General features: G+C 70.1%; 13 protein-coding genes and 1 tRNA gene. 7 read left to right on the forward strand and 7 right to left on the reverse strand.

Annotated features, from left to right (window positions below):
- Positions 1 to 18: 18 nt before the first annotated feature.
- Genes AB0F38_RS00360 through AB0F38_RS00370 form a run of 3 tightly spaced genes read right to left on the reverse strand, consistent with a single transcriptional unit; the run spans position 19 to position 2,404 of the window.
- On the reverse strand, positions 19 to 612 hold the full coding sequence (locus AB0F38_RS00360) for a PQQ-binding-like beta-propeller repeat protein (RefSeq protein WP_361884642.1): 594 nt from the start codon (positions 610 to 612) through the stop codon (positions 19 to 21).
- Positions 548 to 1,504 carry a serine/threonine-protein kinase gene (locus AB0F38_RS00365; protein WP_361884643.1) on the reverse strand — a complete coding sequence of 319 codons (957 nt, stop codon included), beginning with the start codon at positions 1,502 to 1,504 and terminating at the stop codon, positions 548 to 550. Before AB0F38_RS00365 ends, AB0F38_RS00360 begins: the two co-directional genes overlap by 65 nt.
- Before the next feature lie 3 nt (positions 1,505 to 1,507).
- On the reverse strand, positions 1,508 to 2,404 hold the full coding sequence (locus tag AB0F38_RS00370) for a serine/threonine protein kinase (RefSeq protein WP_361884644.1): 897 nt from the start codon (positions 2,402 to 2,404) through the stop codon (positions 1,508 to 1,510).
- Between the two features lie 280 nt (positions 2,405 to 2,684).
- Between AB0F38_RS00370 and AB0F38_RS00375 the strand changes: the two genes are divergently transcribed.
- The 3 genes from AB0F38_RS00375 to AB0F38_RS00385 are packed head-to-tail and all read left to right on the forward strand — an operon-like array spanning position 2,685 to position 6,185.
- Positions 2,685 to 3,119 carry a hypothetical protein gene (locus AB0F38_RS00375; RefSeq protein ID WP_361884645.1) on the forward strand — a complete coding sequence of 145 codons (435 nt, stop codon included), beginning with the start codon at positions 2,685 to 2,687 and terminating at the stop codon, positions 3,117 to 3,119.
- A 16-nt stretch (positions 3,120 to 3,135) separates the two neighbouring features.
- Positions 3,136 to 5,484, forward strand: a complete 2,349-nt coding sequence (locus tag AB0F38_RS00380; protein WP_361884646.1) for a hypothetical protein — start codon at positions 3,136 to 3,138, stop codon at positions 5,482 to 5,484.
- A gap of 29 nt (positions 5,485 to 5,513) precedes the next feature.
- Entirely contained in the window at positions 5,514 to 6,185 is a 672-nt protein-coding gene (locus AB0F38_RS00385; RefSeq protein WP_361884647.1) for a hypothetical protein, read from the forward strand.
- A 308-nt stretch (positions 6,186 to 6,493) separates the two neighbouring features.
- On the opposite strand, the gene AB0F38_RS00390 is transcribed toward AB0F38_RS00385, so the two are convergent.
- Positions 6,494 to 6,568 (reverse strand) — tRNA-Cys (locus AB0F38_RS00390).
- A gap of 186 nt (positions 6,569 to 6,754) precedes the next feature.
- Between AB0F38_RS00390 and AB0F38_RS00395 the strand changes: the two genes are divergently transcribed.
- The 4 genes from AB0F38_RS00395 to AB0F38_RS00410 all read left to right on the forward strand — a co-directional run bounded on the left by AB0F38_RS00395 (position 6,755) and on the right by AB0F38_RS00410 (position 12,345).
- Positions 6,755 to 8,239: an MFS transporter gene (locus AB0F38_RS00395; protein ID WP_361884648.1), complete on the forward strand. Its 1,485-nt coding sequence runs from the start codon at positions 6,755 to 6,757 to the stop codon at positions 8,237 to 8,239.
- Positions 8,240 to 8,512: 273 nt separating this feature from the next.
- Complete coding sequence (locus AB0F38_RS00400; RefSeq protein WP_361884649.1) at positions 8,513 to 10,294, forward strand: DEAD/DEAH box helicase; 1,782 nt, start codon at positions 8,513 to 8,515, stop codon at positions 10,292 to 10,294.
- A gap of 556 nt (positions 10,295 to 10,850) precedes the next feature.
- Complete coding sequence (locus AB0F38_RS00405) at positions 10,851 to 11,495, forward strand: helix-turn-helix domain-containing protein (RefSeq protein ID WP_361884650.1); 645 nt, start codon at positions 10,851 to 10,853, stop codon at positions 11,493 to 11,495.
- Positions 11,496 to 11,556: 61 nt separating this feature from the next.
- Entirely contained in the window at positions 11,557 to 12,345 is a 789-nt protein-coding gene (locus AB0F38_RS00410) for a S16 family serine protease (protein WP_361884651.1), read from the forward strand.
- Here the strand turns inward: AB0F38_RS00410 and AB0F38_RS00415 are convergent.
- From AB0F38_RS00415 to AB0F38_RS00425, 3 genes are read right to left on the reverse strand one after another with little or no spacing between them, the layout of a single operon-like run.
- Entirely contained in the window at positions 12,275 to 13,594 is a 1,320-nt protein-coding gene (locus tag AB0F38_RS00415) for an MFS transporter (protein ID WP_361886683.1), read from the reverse strand. The two genes, AB0F38_RS00410 and AB0F38_RS00415, sit on opposite strands and share 71 nt — an antisense overlap.
- A 1-nt stretch (position 13,595) precedes the next feature.
- A complete protein-coding gene (locus AB0F38_RS00420; protein WP_361884652.1) occupies positions 13,596 to 13,778 on the reverse strand; it encodes a hypothetical protein in 183 nt (60 codons plus the stop codon).
- A gap of 13 nt (positions 13,779 to 13,791) precedes the next feature.
- A complete protein-coding gene (locus tag AB0F38_RS00425; protein ID WP_361884653.1) occupies positions 13,792 to 14,412 on the reverse strand; it encodes a winged helix-turn-helix domain-containing protein in 621 nt (206 codons plus the stop codon).
- Between the last annotated feature and the right edge of the window lie 124 nt (positions 14,413 to 14,536).

Raw genomic sequence — 14,536 nt, forward strand, 5'->3', positions numbered from 1 at the left:
AGTGGGGTGGCGGCTCCCCTATTCCATGCGCAGAGCCTCCATCCTTTCCTCGCCGACGCCGATGAGCAGGCGCTTGTCGGCGTCGACCGTGAAGCGGTGGAGCGACGCCTTCAACGTTCGTACGTATGCGTGGGTGTGTAGGTCGATCGCTCCCAGCCCGCTTTCACCTTCGTAGTAAAGGTGGGTCGGGCCCAGGACGGGAGGCGAGGCCAGGCGGGGAAGGTTGTCCTTGGGCGCAGGCACCTCCCACAGCAGTTCGCCCCGCCGGGTGTCGACGGCGACGACGGAACCGGTGGCCTCAGCCGCATAGACGACCCCGCCGCGCACCACTGGCGCTCCGTAGTGCGTGGTGCTCTGCAGGTCCTCGTCGCCGAAATCGCGGAAACTGCCGAACTCCCATATGACCGCTCCGTCGGAGATGCGTATCGCGTGGATCAGACTTGCCCCGATGTACAGGTGTGTGCCGTCGTCTGCGAGTTCGGCCCCGCTGGCGACGGGGGCGGTGGTCTCCGCCATCCAGTTCCGAATTTCCCGTGTCCACAGGTGCTTACCCGAACGTCTGTCGCGCGCTTGGAGTGTGACACGGTCCCCGAAGTCGCCGATGACCAGCACATTCCGGATGGCCTTGGCGAACCACGAGCCGATGCCAATGGGCGTCTCCTGAGAGCAGGCCGGCCGGCAGGTGGTCGGCGAACTCGCCGTGGCCGTCGTGCAGTTCGGCGAGCAGATCTGTGGTCCGCGGGCGCAAGGACGGGTCCTTGGCGAGGCACCGGGCCAGGACCGGGGCCAGGGCCGGCGGTACGCCGGTGAGGTCCGGGTCCGCGTACCGCACCCGGTAGAGCAGGTCGGCGGCCTGGCCGCCGCCGAACGGGCCGTGGCCGGTGGCGGCGAAGACGAGGACGCCGGCGAGGGCGAACACGTCACCGGCCGGGGTCTGGTCCTGTCCGCTCGCCTGCTCCGGTGACATGTACGCCGGGGTGCCGGCCGCAGTTCCCGTACGGGTGAGGCGGGCGTCACCGAGGGCGCGGGCGATGCCGAAGTCGATGATCTTCGGACCGTACGCGCTGAGCATGACGTTGGACGGCTTCAGGTCGCGGTGCACCACGTCCGAGCGGTGCAGCTGCCCGAGAGCCCCGCACAGGGCCGCCCCCATGGCGCGTACCGCTGTCTCGGGGAGCGGCCCGTGGCCGGCGACCGCTTCGTCGAGGGGCGGGCCGAGGATGTACTCCGTCGCCAGCCACGGCATCTCGGCGAGCGGGTCGGCGTCGAAGACCTGGGCGCCGTGTACGCCACCGATGACCCGGGCCGCGTCGACCTCGAGGCGGAAGCGGGTGCGGAAGGTGGTGTCCGCGGCGATGCGCGCGTGCACCGTCTTGAGGGCGACCGTACGGCCGCCCGGCGAGCGGGCCAGATAGACGGTGCCCATGCCACCGCTGCCGAGCCGGGCGACCAGCCGGTAGCCGGCGATGTGCTGGGGGTCGTCGTGGAGAAGGGGCTTGAGCACCGTTCAGCCCCCGGAGGGCAGAGGAAGGTCGGCGGCGAGGATCGCCGCGGACTGGCGGGCGATGGCCGCGATGACGCGTCCGGGGAGGGGAATCCGCGCGGTCCCGGGCTCCATGACCGTCGGCGTACGGGAGAGGCCGGCGGAGGGAGGAGCCAGGGCGTGCAGGACATCGACGGCCTGCGGACGGGCGGCAGGGTCGCGGGCCAGGCAGGCCGGCACGAGCGACCTGAGCACGGGCGGAAGCTCGTCACGGTCGGGAACGGTGTGCCCGGTGGCCGCGTACGCGAGGACCGCACCCAGCGCGTAGACGTCACCGGGAGGGCGCGGACGCCCGCCGGTGGCCTGCTCCGGGGCCAGGCTGCCGGGTTCGAGGCCGGGGAGACCCGAGCGCGAGGTGCCGTCCTGAGCGGCGGCCCGCGCCGCTCCGAAGCAGGTGAGCCGGGGGCCGTCCCCGGCGAGCAGCACGGCTGCGGGGGAGAGCCCGGCGTGGGTCACACCCGCGGTGTGTGCGGCGACGAGTGTCTCCGCGAGGCAGGCACCGAGCGCCCGGAGTGCGTCCTCGGTCAGCGGCCCGCCGTTGACGGCCAGGGCGGTGGGGAGCGGGACGGCGGGCTCGTAGGGGCGAGCGCACCAGGCCGCCGAGCCGGGAGGGGAACATTCGGTGACGGCGGCGGCCCACGGGCCGAGCGGTGTCTGAGCGGCCCGCGCCTCGACGAGGAAACGTACCGGATCGGCGTCGGCGAGCGGCACGCTCAGCAGGACCGTGCGCTCACCGTCCGCGCTCCGGGCGACGTAGCGCCGCTCGGGGACGGGCAGGGTGCCGGGGCCGCTCGGGTCGAGCCGGGTGACGACGAGGTACGGGCCGATCTGCCGGACGGAGGTGTGGCGCGGTCTTTGCATGGATGAAGAGCCCCCCGAGCGATGTCACAGCCAGGGAAGCCTACTTAAGCCGGGTGCGGCGCGCTGCGAGGGCATCCCGGATGCCCGTCCTGTGAAGAGCGGGCCCCCGTGTATGCGTCCGGGACAGCGCGGCCACCTCTTGATCCTGCTATATCCGGATGGGGCCGCAGCGCGTTTCCTCCCGGCCTGTATCGGCGGAAACCGAAGCGCTAGCGTGAGCGTCACTGAGGGCGAAGTCGATGGCTTCGGCGGGTATCCGGGATCGAGTACGGGGGAATTCGTGACGTTCGACGCAGAGTGGGCGGCGCTTCGGGCGGAGTCGACGCAACGGGTCGATATGCGGCTCAACGGTGTCGACGACGGCAACGGCGGTCATGGTGCGCCCAGCAGTCCCGATCTGGCGGTCAACCAGGACAACCTGGGAGCCATCGGGCACGACGCGTACGGTCTGCGCACCCGCCTGTCCAAGGACGGCGACCACGCCCGGCCCACGACCTTCGACGCGGCGATCGCGCTGACCAACGGCAACTTCTCCAGCGGCTCCGCGCTGCTCAAGGTTCATGACCGCTGGAACACGCACATGAAGACGCTTCTCGACGCCTGCGCGCAGATTTCGAACCACCTCGACTACACCAAGTCGGCCCACGCGAAGGACGATGTGCAGATCGGTGGCGATCTGATCTCCGTTTCCAAGCTCAACGACTATCTGAAGTAATCGCGGGGATTCGGAAATGCTGGAGTACGAGGACATCGTCGACGCCCCGGTGGCGAAGCTGAAGACCGCGGCCGACGACTGGGCGGACATGGTCACGAAGCTGGACCGGCTGGCCGACGACGCCAACGACGGCATGAAGGTCAAGGCGGACAAGGCCGAGTGGGAGGGCGTCAACGCGGTCGTCACCAAGGCGTTCATAGGCAAGACGGCCAAGGAGTTCAAGGACGCCTCCGCCGAGGCCAAGGGGGTCAAGCAGATCCTCGAGGAAGCCCACACGGCCATCAAGAAGGCCAAGGACGACCTCATCGGCATCCGGGACGACGAAGGACCCGCGGCCGGGATCCACGTGGACGCCAAGGGCAAGGTCACGGCGAGGCACCCCGTGGAGGACATTCCTCCGCAGCAGCGCCGCAACGACCCCGACTACCCCGATCTCGTGCGTCAGCAGAAAGAGAACATCCAGGCCTGGCAGAAGAAGATCGACCTCATCGTCGACAACTGCAACGACACCGACGTGTCCTTCAAGAACTCCCTCGAGGCCAACGTCACCGAGGGCAAGGACTTCAGCGCCCCGAAGTACACGAAGATGGACCAGGAGGAGGCCGCGCGGGCCGCCGCCCTGGCCGCCAAGGGCCGCGACATCACGCACACCGAACTGCAGGCGCTCAACGAACTGCTCCACGACAACAGCAAGTCGCCCGAGTTCTCCAAGAACTTCTACGAGAAGCTCGGCCCGGAGAAGTCGCTCGCGTTCTTCGGCCAGCTCTCGACCGACACGTACCAGTACGGAAAGGCCGACAAGGAGCGCCTCAAGGACGTCCAGGAGCTCCAGAAGAACCTGGGCCTCAACCTGGCCACCGCCTCCCAGGACAAGGCGTTCACCGCCGAGTGGGGCCCGGAGCTGCGCAAACTCGGTACGGAGCGCATCCCGCTGGCGAAGCACGACTACGGCGGGCCGTTCGGCTACCAGCTGCTCGGCGGCATCATGCGGTACGGGAACTACGACGCGAAGTTCCTCAACCCGATCGCCGAGCACGTGGCGCAGCTGCACCAGAAGGACCCGTACATGTTCGCCGAGAACAAGGTGGTGAACAGTCCGTTCAAGAACCCGTTCAACCCGTCCGGCGTCAACGGCGCGGGATACGACCCGGCCACCGCCATGCTGGAGGCGCTCGGCAACAGCCCGGACGCGGCGAAGCACTTCTTCAACGACCCGCCGACCGCGTACAACGAGGACGGAACGGTCAACAAGGGCGCCACGGCCGATCTGGGCAAGAACGGCGACACGCCGATCGGCAACTACCTGGACTTCTTCGGCAACGAGAAGTGGGAATCCTTCCCCGACGTCAACTCCCTCGACGAGGACGAGCTCAAGAACTCCCTCAACCAGATGCCGGACGCCTTGGGGCACGCCCTGGAGTCTGCGACTCTGGGCTATCCGGCCGGTCACCCGGACGCGAGCGTCGTGCGGGACGCCGACAACGCGGCGGTCATGCAGCAGGTCATGGAGAAGTACGGGGCGGACGCCGGCCTGCTCAAGGAGCAGGAGGCGATGTCCGACAGCCTGGGCACCATGGGCGCCGGCTACATCGACGACATCAACTGGGCCCTGGACAAGAACGACCCGAACAGCCCGTTCGCTCCCGGCAAGGGCCAGGAAGGGCACCTCGACTTCGCGGATACGGAGGACAGGAACGGCCGCAGCATCGCCCGAGGCTTTCTCAGCACACTCGGCCAGCACCCGGACGCCTACGCGACCGTGTCGGCCGCGGAGCAGGTGTACAGCCGAAGCGTGCTGGAGGGGCAGGTGGGATCCGACGGGAAGATCGACCAGGGTGCTGCCAGGGCGACCGTGCACGTGGGCGCCGAGGTTCAGGGCATGCTCGACCAGTCCAGGGCTGACCAGGTGGAGGCGACGAACCTCAAGACCCACGAGGACTACGAGAAGGCAGTCGCCAAGCGGGCGGGCTGGATCGAGTTCGGGGCTGCCGCTGGTGTGGCGGCGGGCGTCGCCTTCCTGCCCGCGACCGCGGCCGTGGGGACGGCCGCGGTCCTCATCCCGCTGGCCACCGACACCGCCAGTGGTGCTCTGGAGCAGGGCATCGGACAGATGGTCGGTGACATCTCCGACAACTCGGTGGACGAGCACAAGGAGAAGGTGGAGGAACTCACCCGGGAGGAGAAGACCAAGGTCTACTCCTCGGGCGAGAGCCTGGCCGAGTCCCCGATGGAGGAGTTCATGCGACAGAACGGCATTGCCTCCGACAGCGAGTTCGGGCAGGACCTCAAGGAATCCATGAGAGTCGGTTACTCGACGGGCAACGACCGTGAGAACCAGCAGGGCAACGACCCGGAGACCGGCTGAGGCCGGTGGTCGGCCGAGGACACAGAAGGATGAAGATGGTGGTCAGTCGCAGGGTGCGCGGGGGATTCCTCGGCGCGACCATGGTGAGCTCCCTGGTTCTCGGAACCACCGGCTGCGGGGGAGGGGACGACGAACCCGCGAAGAAGCCCGTTGTGGCCGTCGCAGGGGCAGAGCTCTGCGGCGGCGATGCGGTCTCCGCCGACGCGGCGAAATCGCTGGAGGTGATCACGGGGGCGTCGCGGTTCGAGGGGTCGGGCGAGGAAGGCACCGTCTCGAATGCCGCAAAGAAAATCGGTGAAGCGTTCGTCTCTTCGTCCACCGGAGATGGGGAGGTCTGCCGCGTCTACGCGCTGGACGAGGAGCTCAGGATCAACTGGCACCTGTCGGGCAGTGCCCCGGTGGACGGCGGCCCGGCCACGAAGTTCACCGTGCTGAAGATGGGGGAGCGGGCCCTGACCGCGACGGACGGCTCGTTCCTCCGGTTCGGCTGCCGGAGCGGTGAGCTTACCGGCACCGAACCGGCCCACATCGAGATCGGCGTGGAGCGCGGAGGGATGCCCACGGAACCCGAGGGCGACCCCGAGGCCCTGAAGGATGCCTACGCGACCGTGGCCCACTCATTCTCCCTGGCCATGGCGAAGGAACTGGGCTGCGAGGACGACGGAGGACTGGAAGCGCAGCCCTCGTTGGACCCCGTGTAGCCGCTGGCGCACGCGGGAACGGCCGCCCCCACGCCGAAGCAGATGCTCGGCGGGAGTGTGCCCCGCGGGGTCGGATGGTGACCCCGGCGCCCGGGTCCCGAGACTCGGGGTCCTAAGGGCTGTCCCGCAATTCCTGGTGGATCAGCGCGCGGCGTCAGATGCGGTGCGTCGCAAGGCGGGGGGACGCCCGAATACTGGACGTATTCGGGCGTTCCGACAACGCGGCGAGGTGCCGTAGCTGTCGTCGTGCGCCCGCCAGGAGTTGCGGGACAGCCCTTAGCGACATGAGGGTGGCCGTTGTCTTCTGCTGGAGACCGTGACCGGAATCGAACCGGTGTAACTCGAGTTGCAGTCGAGCCCCTGAGCCTCTCGGGCACACGGTCAGGTGTTCCTCCTTCTCCGGTCGACCGTACGGGCCCGGTGCGACGGCCCTCAAGGGTGCCGGGCGGCCTGCAACGCGACTGCCACACGGCGTTCACGTCCGGGCTCCGGGCCTACGACCAAGGACCGATACCGGGTCCCCCCATCGACAGGGCTCATCCGGCATTACGGCCCTTACTCTTGAGCCCATGAGTGCCCTGGAACCGCGTGACGCCGAGGTCACGGCCCCCCGCGTAGACATCGCCGCCACCCCTCCCGAGGGTGTGCTGGGCCGCACCCACAGGGCACTCAGCATCGGCATCGTCTCCGTCGTGCTGCTGATCGCCTTCGAGGCGACCGCCGTCGGTACCGCGATGCCGGTCGCCGCCCGTGAGCTGCACGGCATCCCGCTGTACGCGTTCGCGTTCTCCGCGTACTTCACCACCAGCCTCTTCGCCATGGTGCTCTCCGGGCAGTGGGCGGACCGGCACGGACCGCTCGCGCCGCTCGCCACCGGGATCGGGGCCTTCGGGGCCGGGCTGCTGCTGTCCGGAACGGCGGGCAGCATGTGGATGTTCATCCTGGGCCGGGCCGTCCAGGGCATCGGCGGCGGGCTGGTGATCGTGGCGCTGTACGTCGTCATCGGGCGCGCCTATCCGGAGCGGATCAGGCCCGCGATCATGGCCGCCTTCTCCGCCGCCTGGGTCGTCCCGTCCGTCGTTGGGCCGCTCGCCTCAGGGACCGTGACCGAACACCTCGGGTGGCGCTGGGTCTTCGTCGGCATCCCGGTGCTCATCCTCCTGCCGCTCGCTCTCGCCCTGCCCGCGATCCGGCGTATGGCGGCCGGGCCCACGGACGCGGAGTCGGCCGTGAAGCCCTTCGACCAGCGGCGTATCCGGCTGGCCCTGGGCATCTCGCTGGGCGCGGGGCTGCTGCAGTTCGCCGGACAGGAGCTGCGGTGGCTCTCCCTGCTGCCGGCCGCCGCCGGTGCCGCACTGCTCGTGCCCGCCGTGCGCGGGCTGCTGCCCCGGGGGACGCTGCGGGCGGCCCGGGGGCTGCCCGCGGTGATCCTGTTGCGCGGGATCTCCGCCGGCTCGTTCATCGCCGCCGAGTCCTTCGTACCGCTCATGCTGGTGACCCAGCGCGGACTGTCCCCGACGATGGCCGGTCTGTCGCTCGCCGTGGGGGGCCTCACCTGGGCGCTCGGCTCGTACGTCCTGGCCCGGCCCCGACTGGAGGCGCACCGGGAGTCGCTGATGGTGGCCGGCATGGTGCTGGTGGCCCTGGCGATAGCGGTCGCGCCTGCCGTGCTGATCGAGTCGGTGCCGGTGTGGACGCTGGCCGCCGCCTGGGGCGTCGGCTGTTTCGGCATGGGCATGGTGATCGCCTCGACGAGCGTGCTGCTGCTGAAGCTGTCGGCCCCGGAGGAGGCGGGCGGCAATTCCGCCGCGCTCCAGATCTCGGACGGGCTGTCCAACGTGCTGCTGCTCACCGGCGGCGGTGCGGCGTTCGCCGCGCTCGGCGGGGGTACGGTGGGAGCGGCCGCGCACGGGGCGGCGGGCAGCGGGGCCGCCGGGGCCCACCCGGGGGCGTTCACGGCGGTGTTCCTGCCGATGGCGCTGGTGGCCCTGGTGGGGGCGTGGGTGGCGACGCGTGTGCGGCCTGCTCAGTGGCACCAATCCGACCCCATGTGATGGTGCCGTTTCGGTATGGCCATGAACCTGCGTCTCGCGAACATGAAACGGCTGAAGTGACCTGCGTACGAGGTGGGAGTCATTGCGCGGGGGCTGCGTGGACTGGTGGCCGCCCCCGTGTGACGGCTGTCGCAATCGTGGGGGCCGCGAAGCGGTTCAGGGTGTTCGAGGCCCGCCCGCCGGTAGGGTGGCCCGGTTGTCGTATCGCGTACGAGTCCGTCCCGGCCCGTACGGACAGCGCCCCACGTACCCGAGTGCCCCGAACCGGAGACCGTGACTACTACCGCCTCCCACCACCTCTCACCCGCCTTTCCCGGCCGCGCCCCCTGGGGTACGGCCGGGAAGCTGCGAGCCTGGCAGCACGGCGCCATGGAGAAGTACATCCAGGAGCAGCCGCGCGACTTCCTCGCGGTCGCGACGCCCGGCGCGGGGAAGACCACCTTCGCGCTGACCCTCGCCTCATGGCTGCTGCACCACCATGTCGTGCAGCAGATCACCGTGGTCGCGCCCACCGAGCACCTCAAGAAGCAGTGGGCGGAGGCCGCGGCCCGCATAGGCATCAGGCTCGACCCCGAGTACAGCGCCGGTCCCGTGAGCAAGGACTACCACGGGGTGGCGATCACGTACGCCGGTGTCGGTGTGCGTCCGATGCTGCACCGCAACCGCTGCGAGCAGCGCAAGACCCTCGTGATCCTCGACGAGATCCACCACGCCGGTGACTCGAAGTCGTGGGGCGAGGCCTGCCAGGAGGCGTTCGACCCGGCGACCCGGCGGCTCGCGCTCACCGGTACGCCGTTCCGGTCCGATACCAACCCGATCCCGTTCGTGGCGTACGAGGAGGGCAACGACGGCATCCGGCGGTCCTCGGCCGACTACACGTACGGCTACGGCAACGCGCTCTCCGACGGCGTCGTCCGCCCCGTGATCTTCCTCAGCTACAGCGGCAACATGCGCTGGCGCACCAAGGCCGGAGACGAGATCGCCGCCCGGCTCGGCGAGCCGATGACCAAGGACGCCATCGGGCAGGCCTGGCGCACCGCGCTCTCGCCCACCGGCGACTGGATCCCCAATGTGCTGGCCGCCGCCGACAAGCGGCTGACCGAGGTGCGCAAGGGCATTCCGGACGCGGGCGGTCTGGTCATCGCGACGGACCAGGAGTCGGCGCGCGAGTACGCCAAGATCCTGAAGAAGATCACCGGTGACCGCCCCGCCGTCGTGCTCTCCGACGAGAAGGCCGCGTCGAAGAAGATCGACCAGTTCAGCCAGGACGACTCGCGGTGGATGGTCGCGGTCCGGATGGTGTCGGAGGGCGTCGACGTGCCGCGCCTCGCGGTCGGGGTGTACGCCACGACCATCTCGACGCCGCTCTTCTTCGCCCAGGCCGTCGGCCGTTTCGTGCGGTCGAGGCGGCGCGGCGAGACCGCGTCCGTGTTCCTGCCGACCATCCCGATGCTGCTCGACTTCGCGAACGAGATGGAGGTCGAGCGCGACCACGTGCTCGACAAGCCGAAGAAGGGCAGCGACGAGGAGAACCCGTTCGCCGAGGAGGACCAGCTCCTCGCGGACGCGGAGAAGCTGGAGGACGAGGAGACCGAGGAGCAGCTGCCCTTCGAGGCGCTGGAGTCCGACGCGGTCTTCGACCGGGTGCTGTACGACGGCGCCGAATTCGGCATGCAGGCGCACCCGGGGAGCGCGGAGGAACAGGACTACCTGGGCATTCCGGGGCTGCTCGAACCCGACCAGGTGCAGCTGCTCCTCCAGAAGCGGCAGACCCGGCAGATCGCGCACAGCCGCCAGAAGCCGGCCGCGGAGGCCGACCTCCTGGAGAAGGCGGCCGAGGACCGGCCGGTCGTCACACACAAGAAGCTGCTGGAGCTGCGCAAGCAGCTCAACACGATGGTGTCCGCGTACACGCACCAGAGCGGCAAGCCGCACGGGGTGATCCACACGGAGCTGCGGCGGGTGTGCGGCGGCCCGCCGAGCGCGGAGGCGACAGCCGGGCAGATCCAGGACCGGATCAAGAAGGTGCAGGAGTGGGCCACCCGGATGCGGTGAGGTGACCACGGACACGGACACGGACACGGGCCTGGTGCCGCGGAGCACGACTCCCGCACCGGGCCCGCCGCCGTTCCCGCGGCCTCGCCGTCCCGAGCCCGTGGGCTCCGTCGTCCCCGTCGTCCCCGTCGTCACCGTCGTCGTCGTCCCGCCCCGGAGCGCGCAGCGCTCATGAGGGCGCGCGGGAGCCCCGCGGGCAGGAGTTTGCGCCAAATTAATTTACGGTGAGTTAACACCCGTTCACATCTGGTGTACGCAGCGTCGCGGCGGAGTCACGCGACTAGAACGCGCGTAGATGTTCGCGTTCCGGACGGTTCTGCGCTGACCGGCGGTTATGTCATCGCGTTCCGGAGGGAGACCGGATTCTGGACGAGGTCTTCCGCTGAGCGGACTCGCTCGCTAATGTCCCCGAAACATGAACGCACCGTGGCAGCGTGGCCGCGGTGCACAGCCGGTGCCATGGCCAGTCGGCGGCCTCTCGGTACGTCGCCGTCCAGACCGGCGTCGGCACTCCGGAGAGGGATCCGCCCCGCTCACCAAAGAGGGAGAGGGCGTCGTGACCGCAGAGACTTCCCAGACGCTCGACAGGGGACTGCGTGTCCTCAAGCTTCTCGCCGATACCGATCACGGCCTGACCGTCACCGAGCTGTCGAACAAGCTCGGCGTCAACCGCACCGTGGTCTACCGGCTCCTCGCCACTCTGGAACAGCACGCTCTCGTCCGGCGCGACCTCGGCGGCCGGGCCAGAGTCGGCCTGGGTGTACTGCGCCTGGGCCGCCAGGTGCATCCGCTCGTCAGGGAGGCGGCGCTGCCCGCACTGCGTGCGCTGGCCGAGGACATAGGGGCCACCGCCCACCTCACCCTGGTCGACGGCGCTGACGCGCTCGCCGTCGCCGTCGTCGAACCGACCTGGACCGACTACCACGTGGCCTACCGGGCGGGCTTCCGGCACGCGCTGGACAGGGGCGCCGCCGGCCGGGCGATCCTCACCGCCCGGCAGAAGGCGGTCGCCGACCATCCTGGTTACACCCTCACCCACGGCGAGCTCGAAGCCGGCGCCTGCGGGGCCGCGGCGCCGCTGGTCGGGGTGTCCGGGGTGGAGGGCAGCGTGGGCGTGGTGATGCTCGCGGACGCCGTACCGGAACGGGTCGGCCCCCGGGTGCTCGACGCGGCCCGGGAGGTCGCGGACGCGCTGCGCTGAGCCCTGGGCCCGTAGCTCGGGGGAGTCGTCGGGGGCGTACGGCGGCGGATAGATTGGGCGGGTGCTCACTCGTCCTACGCGCCCCCGCGTCCTCGCCCTCTGCGCGCTGCCCGTCCTCGCACTGTTCGGTACGGCGGCCTTCGCGCCGCTGCCGTTCACCCTGGCGCAGCCCGGCACGACCGCGAACGTGCTCGGGGACGACCAGGGGAAGCCGGTCATCACGATCAAAGGGGCGCCGACGCTCCCGACGGACGGCAAGCTGCTGATGACGACGATCATCGCGACCGGACCGGCGGCCGACGTCCGGGTCGCGGACGTGGTCGACAGCTGGTTCAGGACGGACCGCGCGGTCATGCCGCGCGACTCCGTCTACCCCACCGGGGGCTCCGAGGAGGAGATCGAGCAGCGCAATCTCCAGGACATGAAGAAGTCGCAGAACGTCGCCGTGGACGCGGCCCTGAACTACCTGGACAAGGACCCCGGTTCGGTGGACGTCACCCTGCATCTCGCCGATGTCGGCGGCCCCAGCGCCGGGCTGTTCTTCTCGCTGGGCATCATCGACAAACTGGCCGGTGACGGCTCCGGCGGCGGTCTGACCGGTGGCCGTACCGTCGCCGGTACGGGAACGATCGAGGCCGGCGGCGCGGTCGGTGCCGTCGGCGGGGTCTCCCTGAAGACGCAGGCCGCCCGGCGCGACGGCGCGACCGTCTTCCTGGTGCCGAAGGCAGAGTGCAAGCAGGCGGAGGCGGAGCGGCCCGAAGGCCTGCGGCTGATCCCCGTCACGACACTGCGGAGCGCGGTGTCCTCGCTGCGGGCCCTGGACCAGGGGGGCAAGGTTCCGAGCTGCTGACCTCAGGCTCCGGACCCTCCATGCCGCGCCACGCCGGGAACACCAGCGGGCTCAGCGTCGCCAGGAAGTAGACCCCACCCATCGCCAGCAATGCTCCCGAGACGCCCATGCCCTCGACCAGCAGGCCGGCGGCCAGGCCGCCCACCGGCATGGCGAGCTCGCAGCCCGCGGTGAGCGCCCCTGACACCCGGCTGCGCAACTCCTCCGGGACCCGCTCGTACGTCACCGTCGTCAGGATCGGGTTGAGCATCCCGCCCGCGACCCCGCCCAGCGCCATCGTGACCGCCAGCGGCAGTGTCGTCCCGGTCAGCGCGGCGACCACGAACCGTGGCGCCCCGCACAGCACCACGCACACCGTGAACACCGTCCGCCGCGAGAAGCGGTGTCCCACCGCCCCGTACAGCAGTGCGCCGGTCAGCCCGCCCGCGCCGAACAGGGCCGTGAGCACGCCGAGGTCGGTGGGACCGCCCAGCTGTCCCTCGGCGTGCACGGGCAGCAGGACGGCGTTCCACCCCTGGTCCGTGCCGTTCATGAACATCACCATGACGACCACGGCGAGCAGCAGCCGGTCGCCCAGCACGTAGGCGTAACCCTCACGGAGCTCGGCGCGGTACGTGCGCGGTGAGACCGGGGCTGCGGCCTTGCGGGGCTCCGCCGCCCTGACTCCTCGCACACCGGTCGCGACCAGCAGCGCGGACAGCGCGAACGTGGCGGAGTCCAGCAGGAGCACGGTCTCGGCCCCGACGACGGCGATCAGCACTCCGGCCAGCGCGGCGCCCACCATGCGGGCCCCGCGTGACACCGCGTCGAAGAGACTGGCGGCGCGGGCGAGGGTGGTGCCCGCGTGTTCGGCGAGATCGGGTACGAGGACGTAGCGGGCCGTGTTGCCGGGCGTGTGCGCCAGGCCGTTCAGCGCCATCAGGGCGCACAGCATCCAGAATTCGAGCGCCCCCGCGTGGTGCAGCAGGGGGATGGTGGCGATCGCCGCGCCGCAGACCGCGTCGGAGGCGACCGCGACCCTGCGCCGCCCGATCCGGTCGATGACGGGGCCGCCGACCAGGGCGGCGACGACGATCGGCAGGGTCGCGCAGAAGGCGACGACACCGGCCCGGCCCGCGCTCCCCGTGGTGTCGAGGACGAACCAGGGCACGCCGATGAGCGTGAGCGAAGTACCCGCAGTGGATATCGAGTTGGCCGCCAGTACGGCGGCGAGCGGGATACGGTCCCGACCCGGCTTCCCCCCGTCCACGTCAGGCCGTTCGCGCGGCACGTGCCGGTGGTGGCGTGCTCTGGGCCAGCCGGAGGCCCAGCTCGATCATCGTCCAGCCCATCCGGTGACGCAGTCCGGGGCTTACGCGGGTGGACTCGGCCGCTTCGCGGTGGAGTTCGGCGGCGCGGCAGTTGTGGAGCAGAAGGTGGACATCGCTGTGCATGACGGTGATCCCCTCAGTCGGTGGGACGCGGGAACACGTGCAGGTGGGTGCGGACCACGGCCGACCCCTCGGTGCCCTCGGGGACGCGGCCCCGGTAGCTGTTCACCAGCTCCTGCATCTTCTCCGCGAGCTCCATGGAGAGTTCAGGGGTGAGGCGCAGCTTGAAGTCGCTCATGTCGAACGCCTGTCGCCACTCCTCGGGCCATTCGCGCATCGTCCCGAGCCAGGTGTTCAGCTCCTGGGCGTGTGTGGTCGCCACCTCATGGAGCACGACTCCGATGGCGCCGCGCACCTCGGGGTCCGGGTGCTGCAGGAAGTTCTCCGTGCGCCCGAAGATCGTGCCGGTGTGGACGGCCTTCCACCACCGCTCGCGCCCCTTGCCACGCTCCGGGTCGTCCTCGACGAAGCCGTACGCGGCGAGCTGGCGCAGGTGGTAGCTGGTGGCACCGCTGGACTCGCCGAGCCGGTCGGCCAGACCGGAGGCGGTGGCGGGACCGAACTCCCGGAGGGCGTTCAGCAGGCGGATGCGCAGCGGGTGCGCGAGGCCGCGCAGGGTGCGGGTGTCGACGTGGTGGATCTTCGGGTCGTCGGCGTACGACGGGGCGGGCCGGTCTTCGGGCTCGTTCGGTGGCATGACACGACCATAAAGTTGCAAAGACTGCTTTGCAACATGTTTTTTGCAACGACTTCTTTGGAAGTCCCGGTCCCGCCGCCCGCTCCCGCCCGAACGCACCCCCGCCCGGCCTGCTCAGCCCGCC

The organism is Streptomyces sp. NPDC025273 (assembly GCF_040638585.1).
Taxonomy (GTDB): Bacteria; Actinomycetota; Actinomycetes; order Streptomycetales; family Streptomycetaceae; genus Streptomyces; species Streptomyces cinereorectus.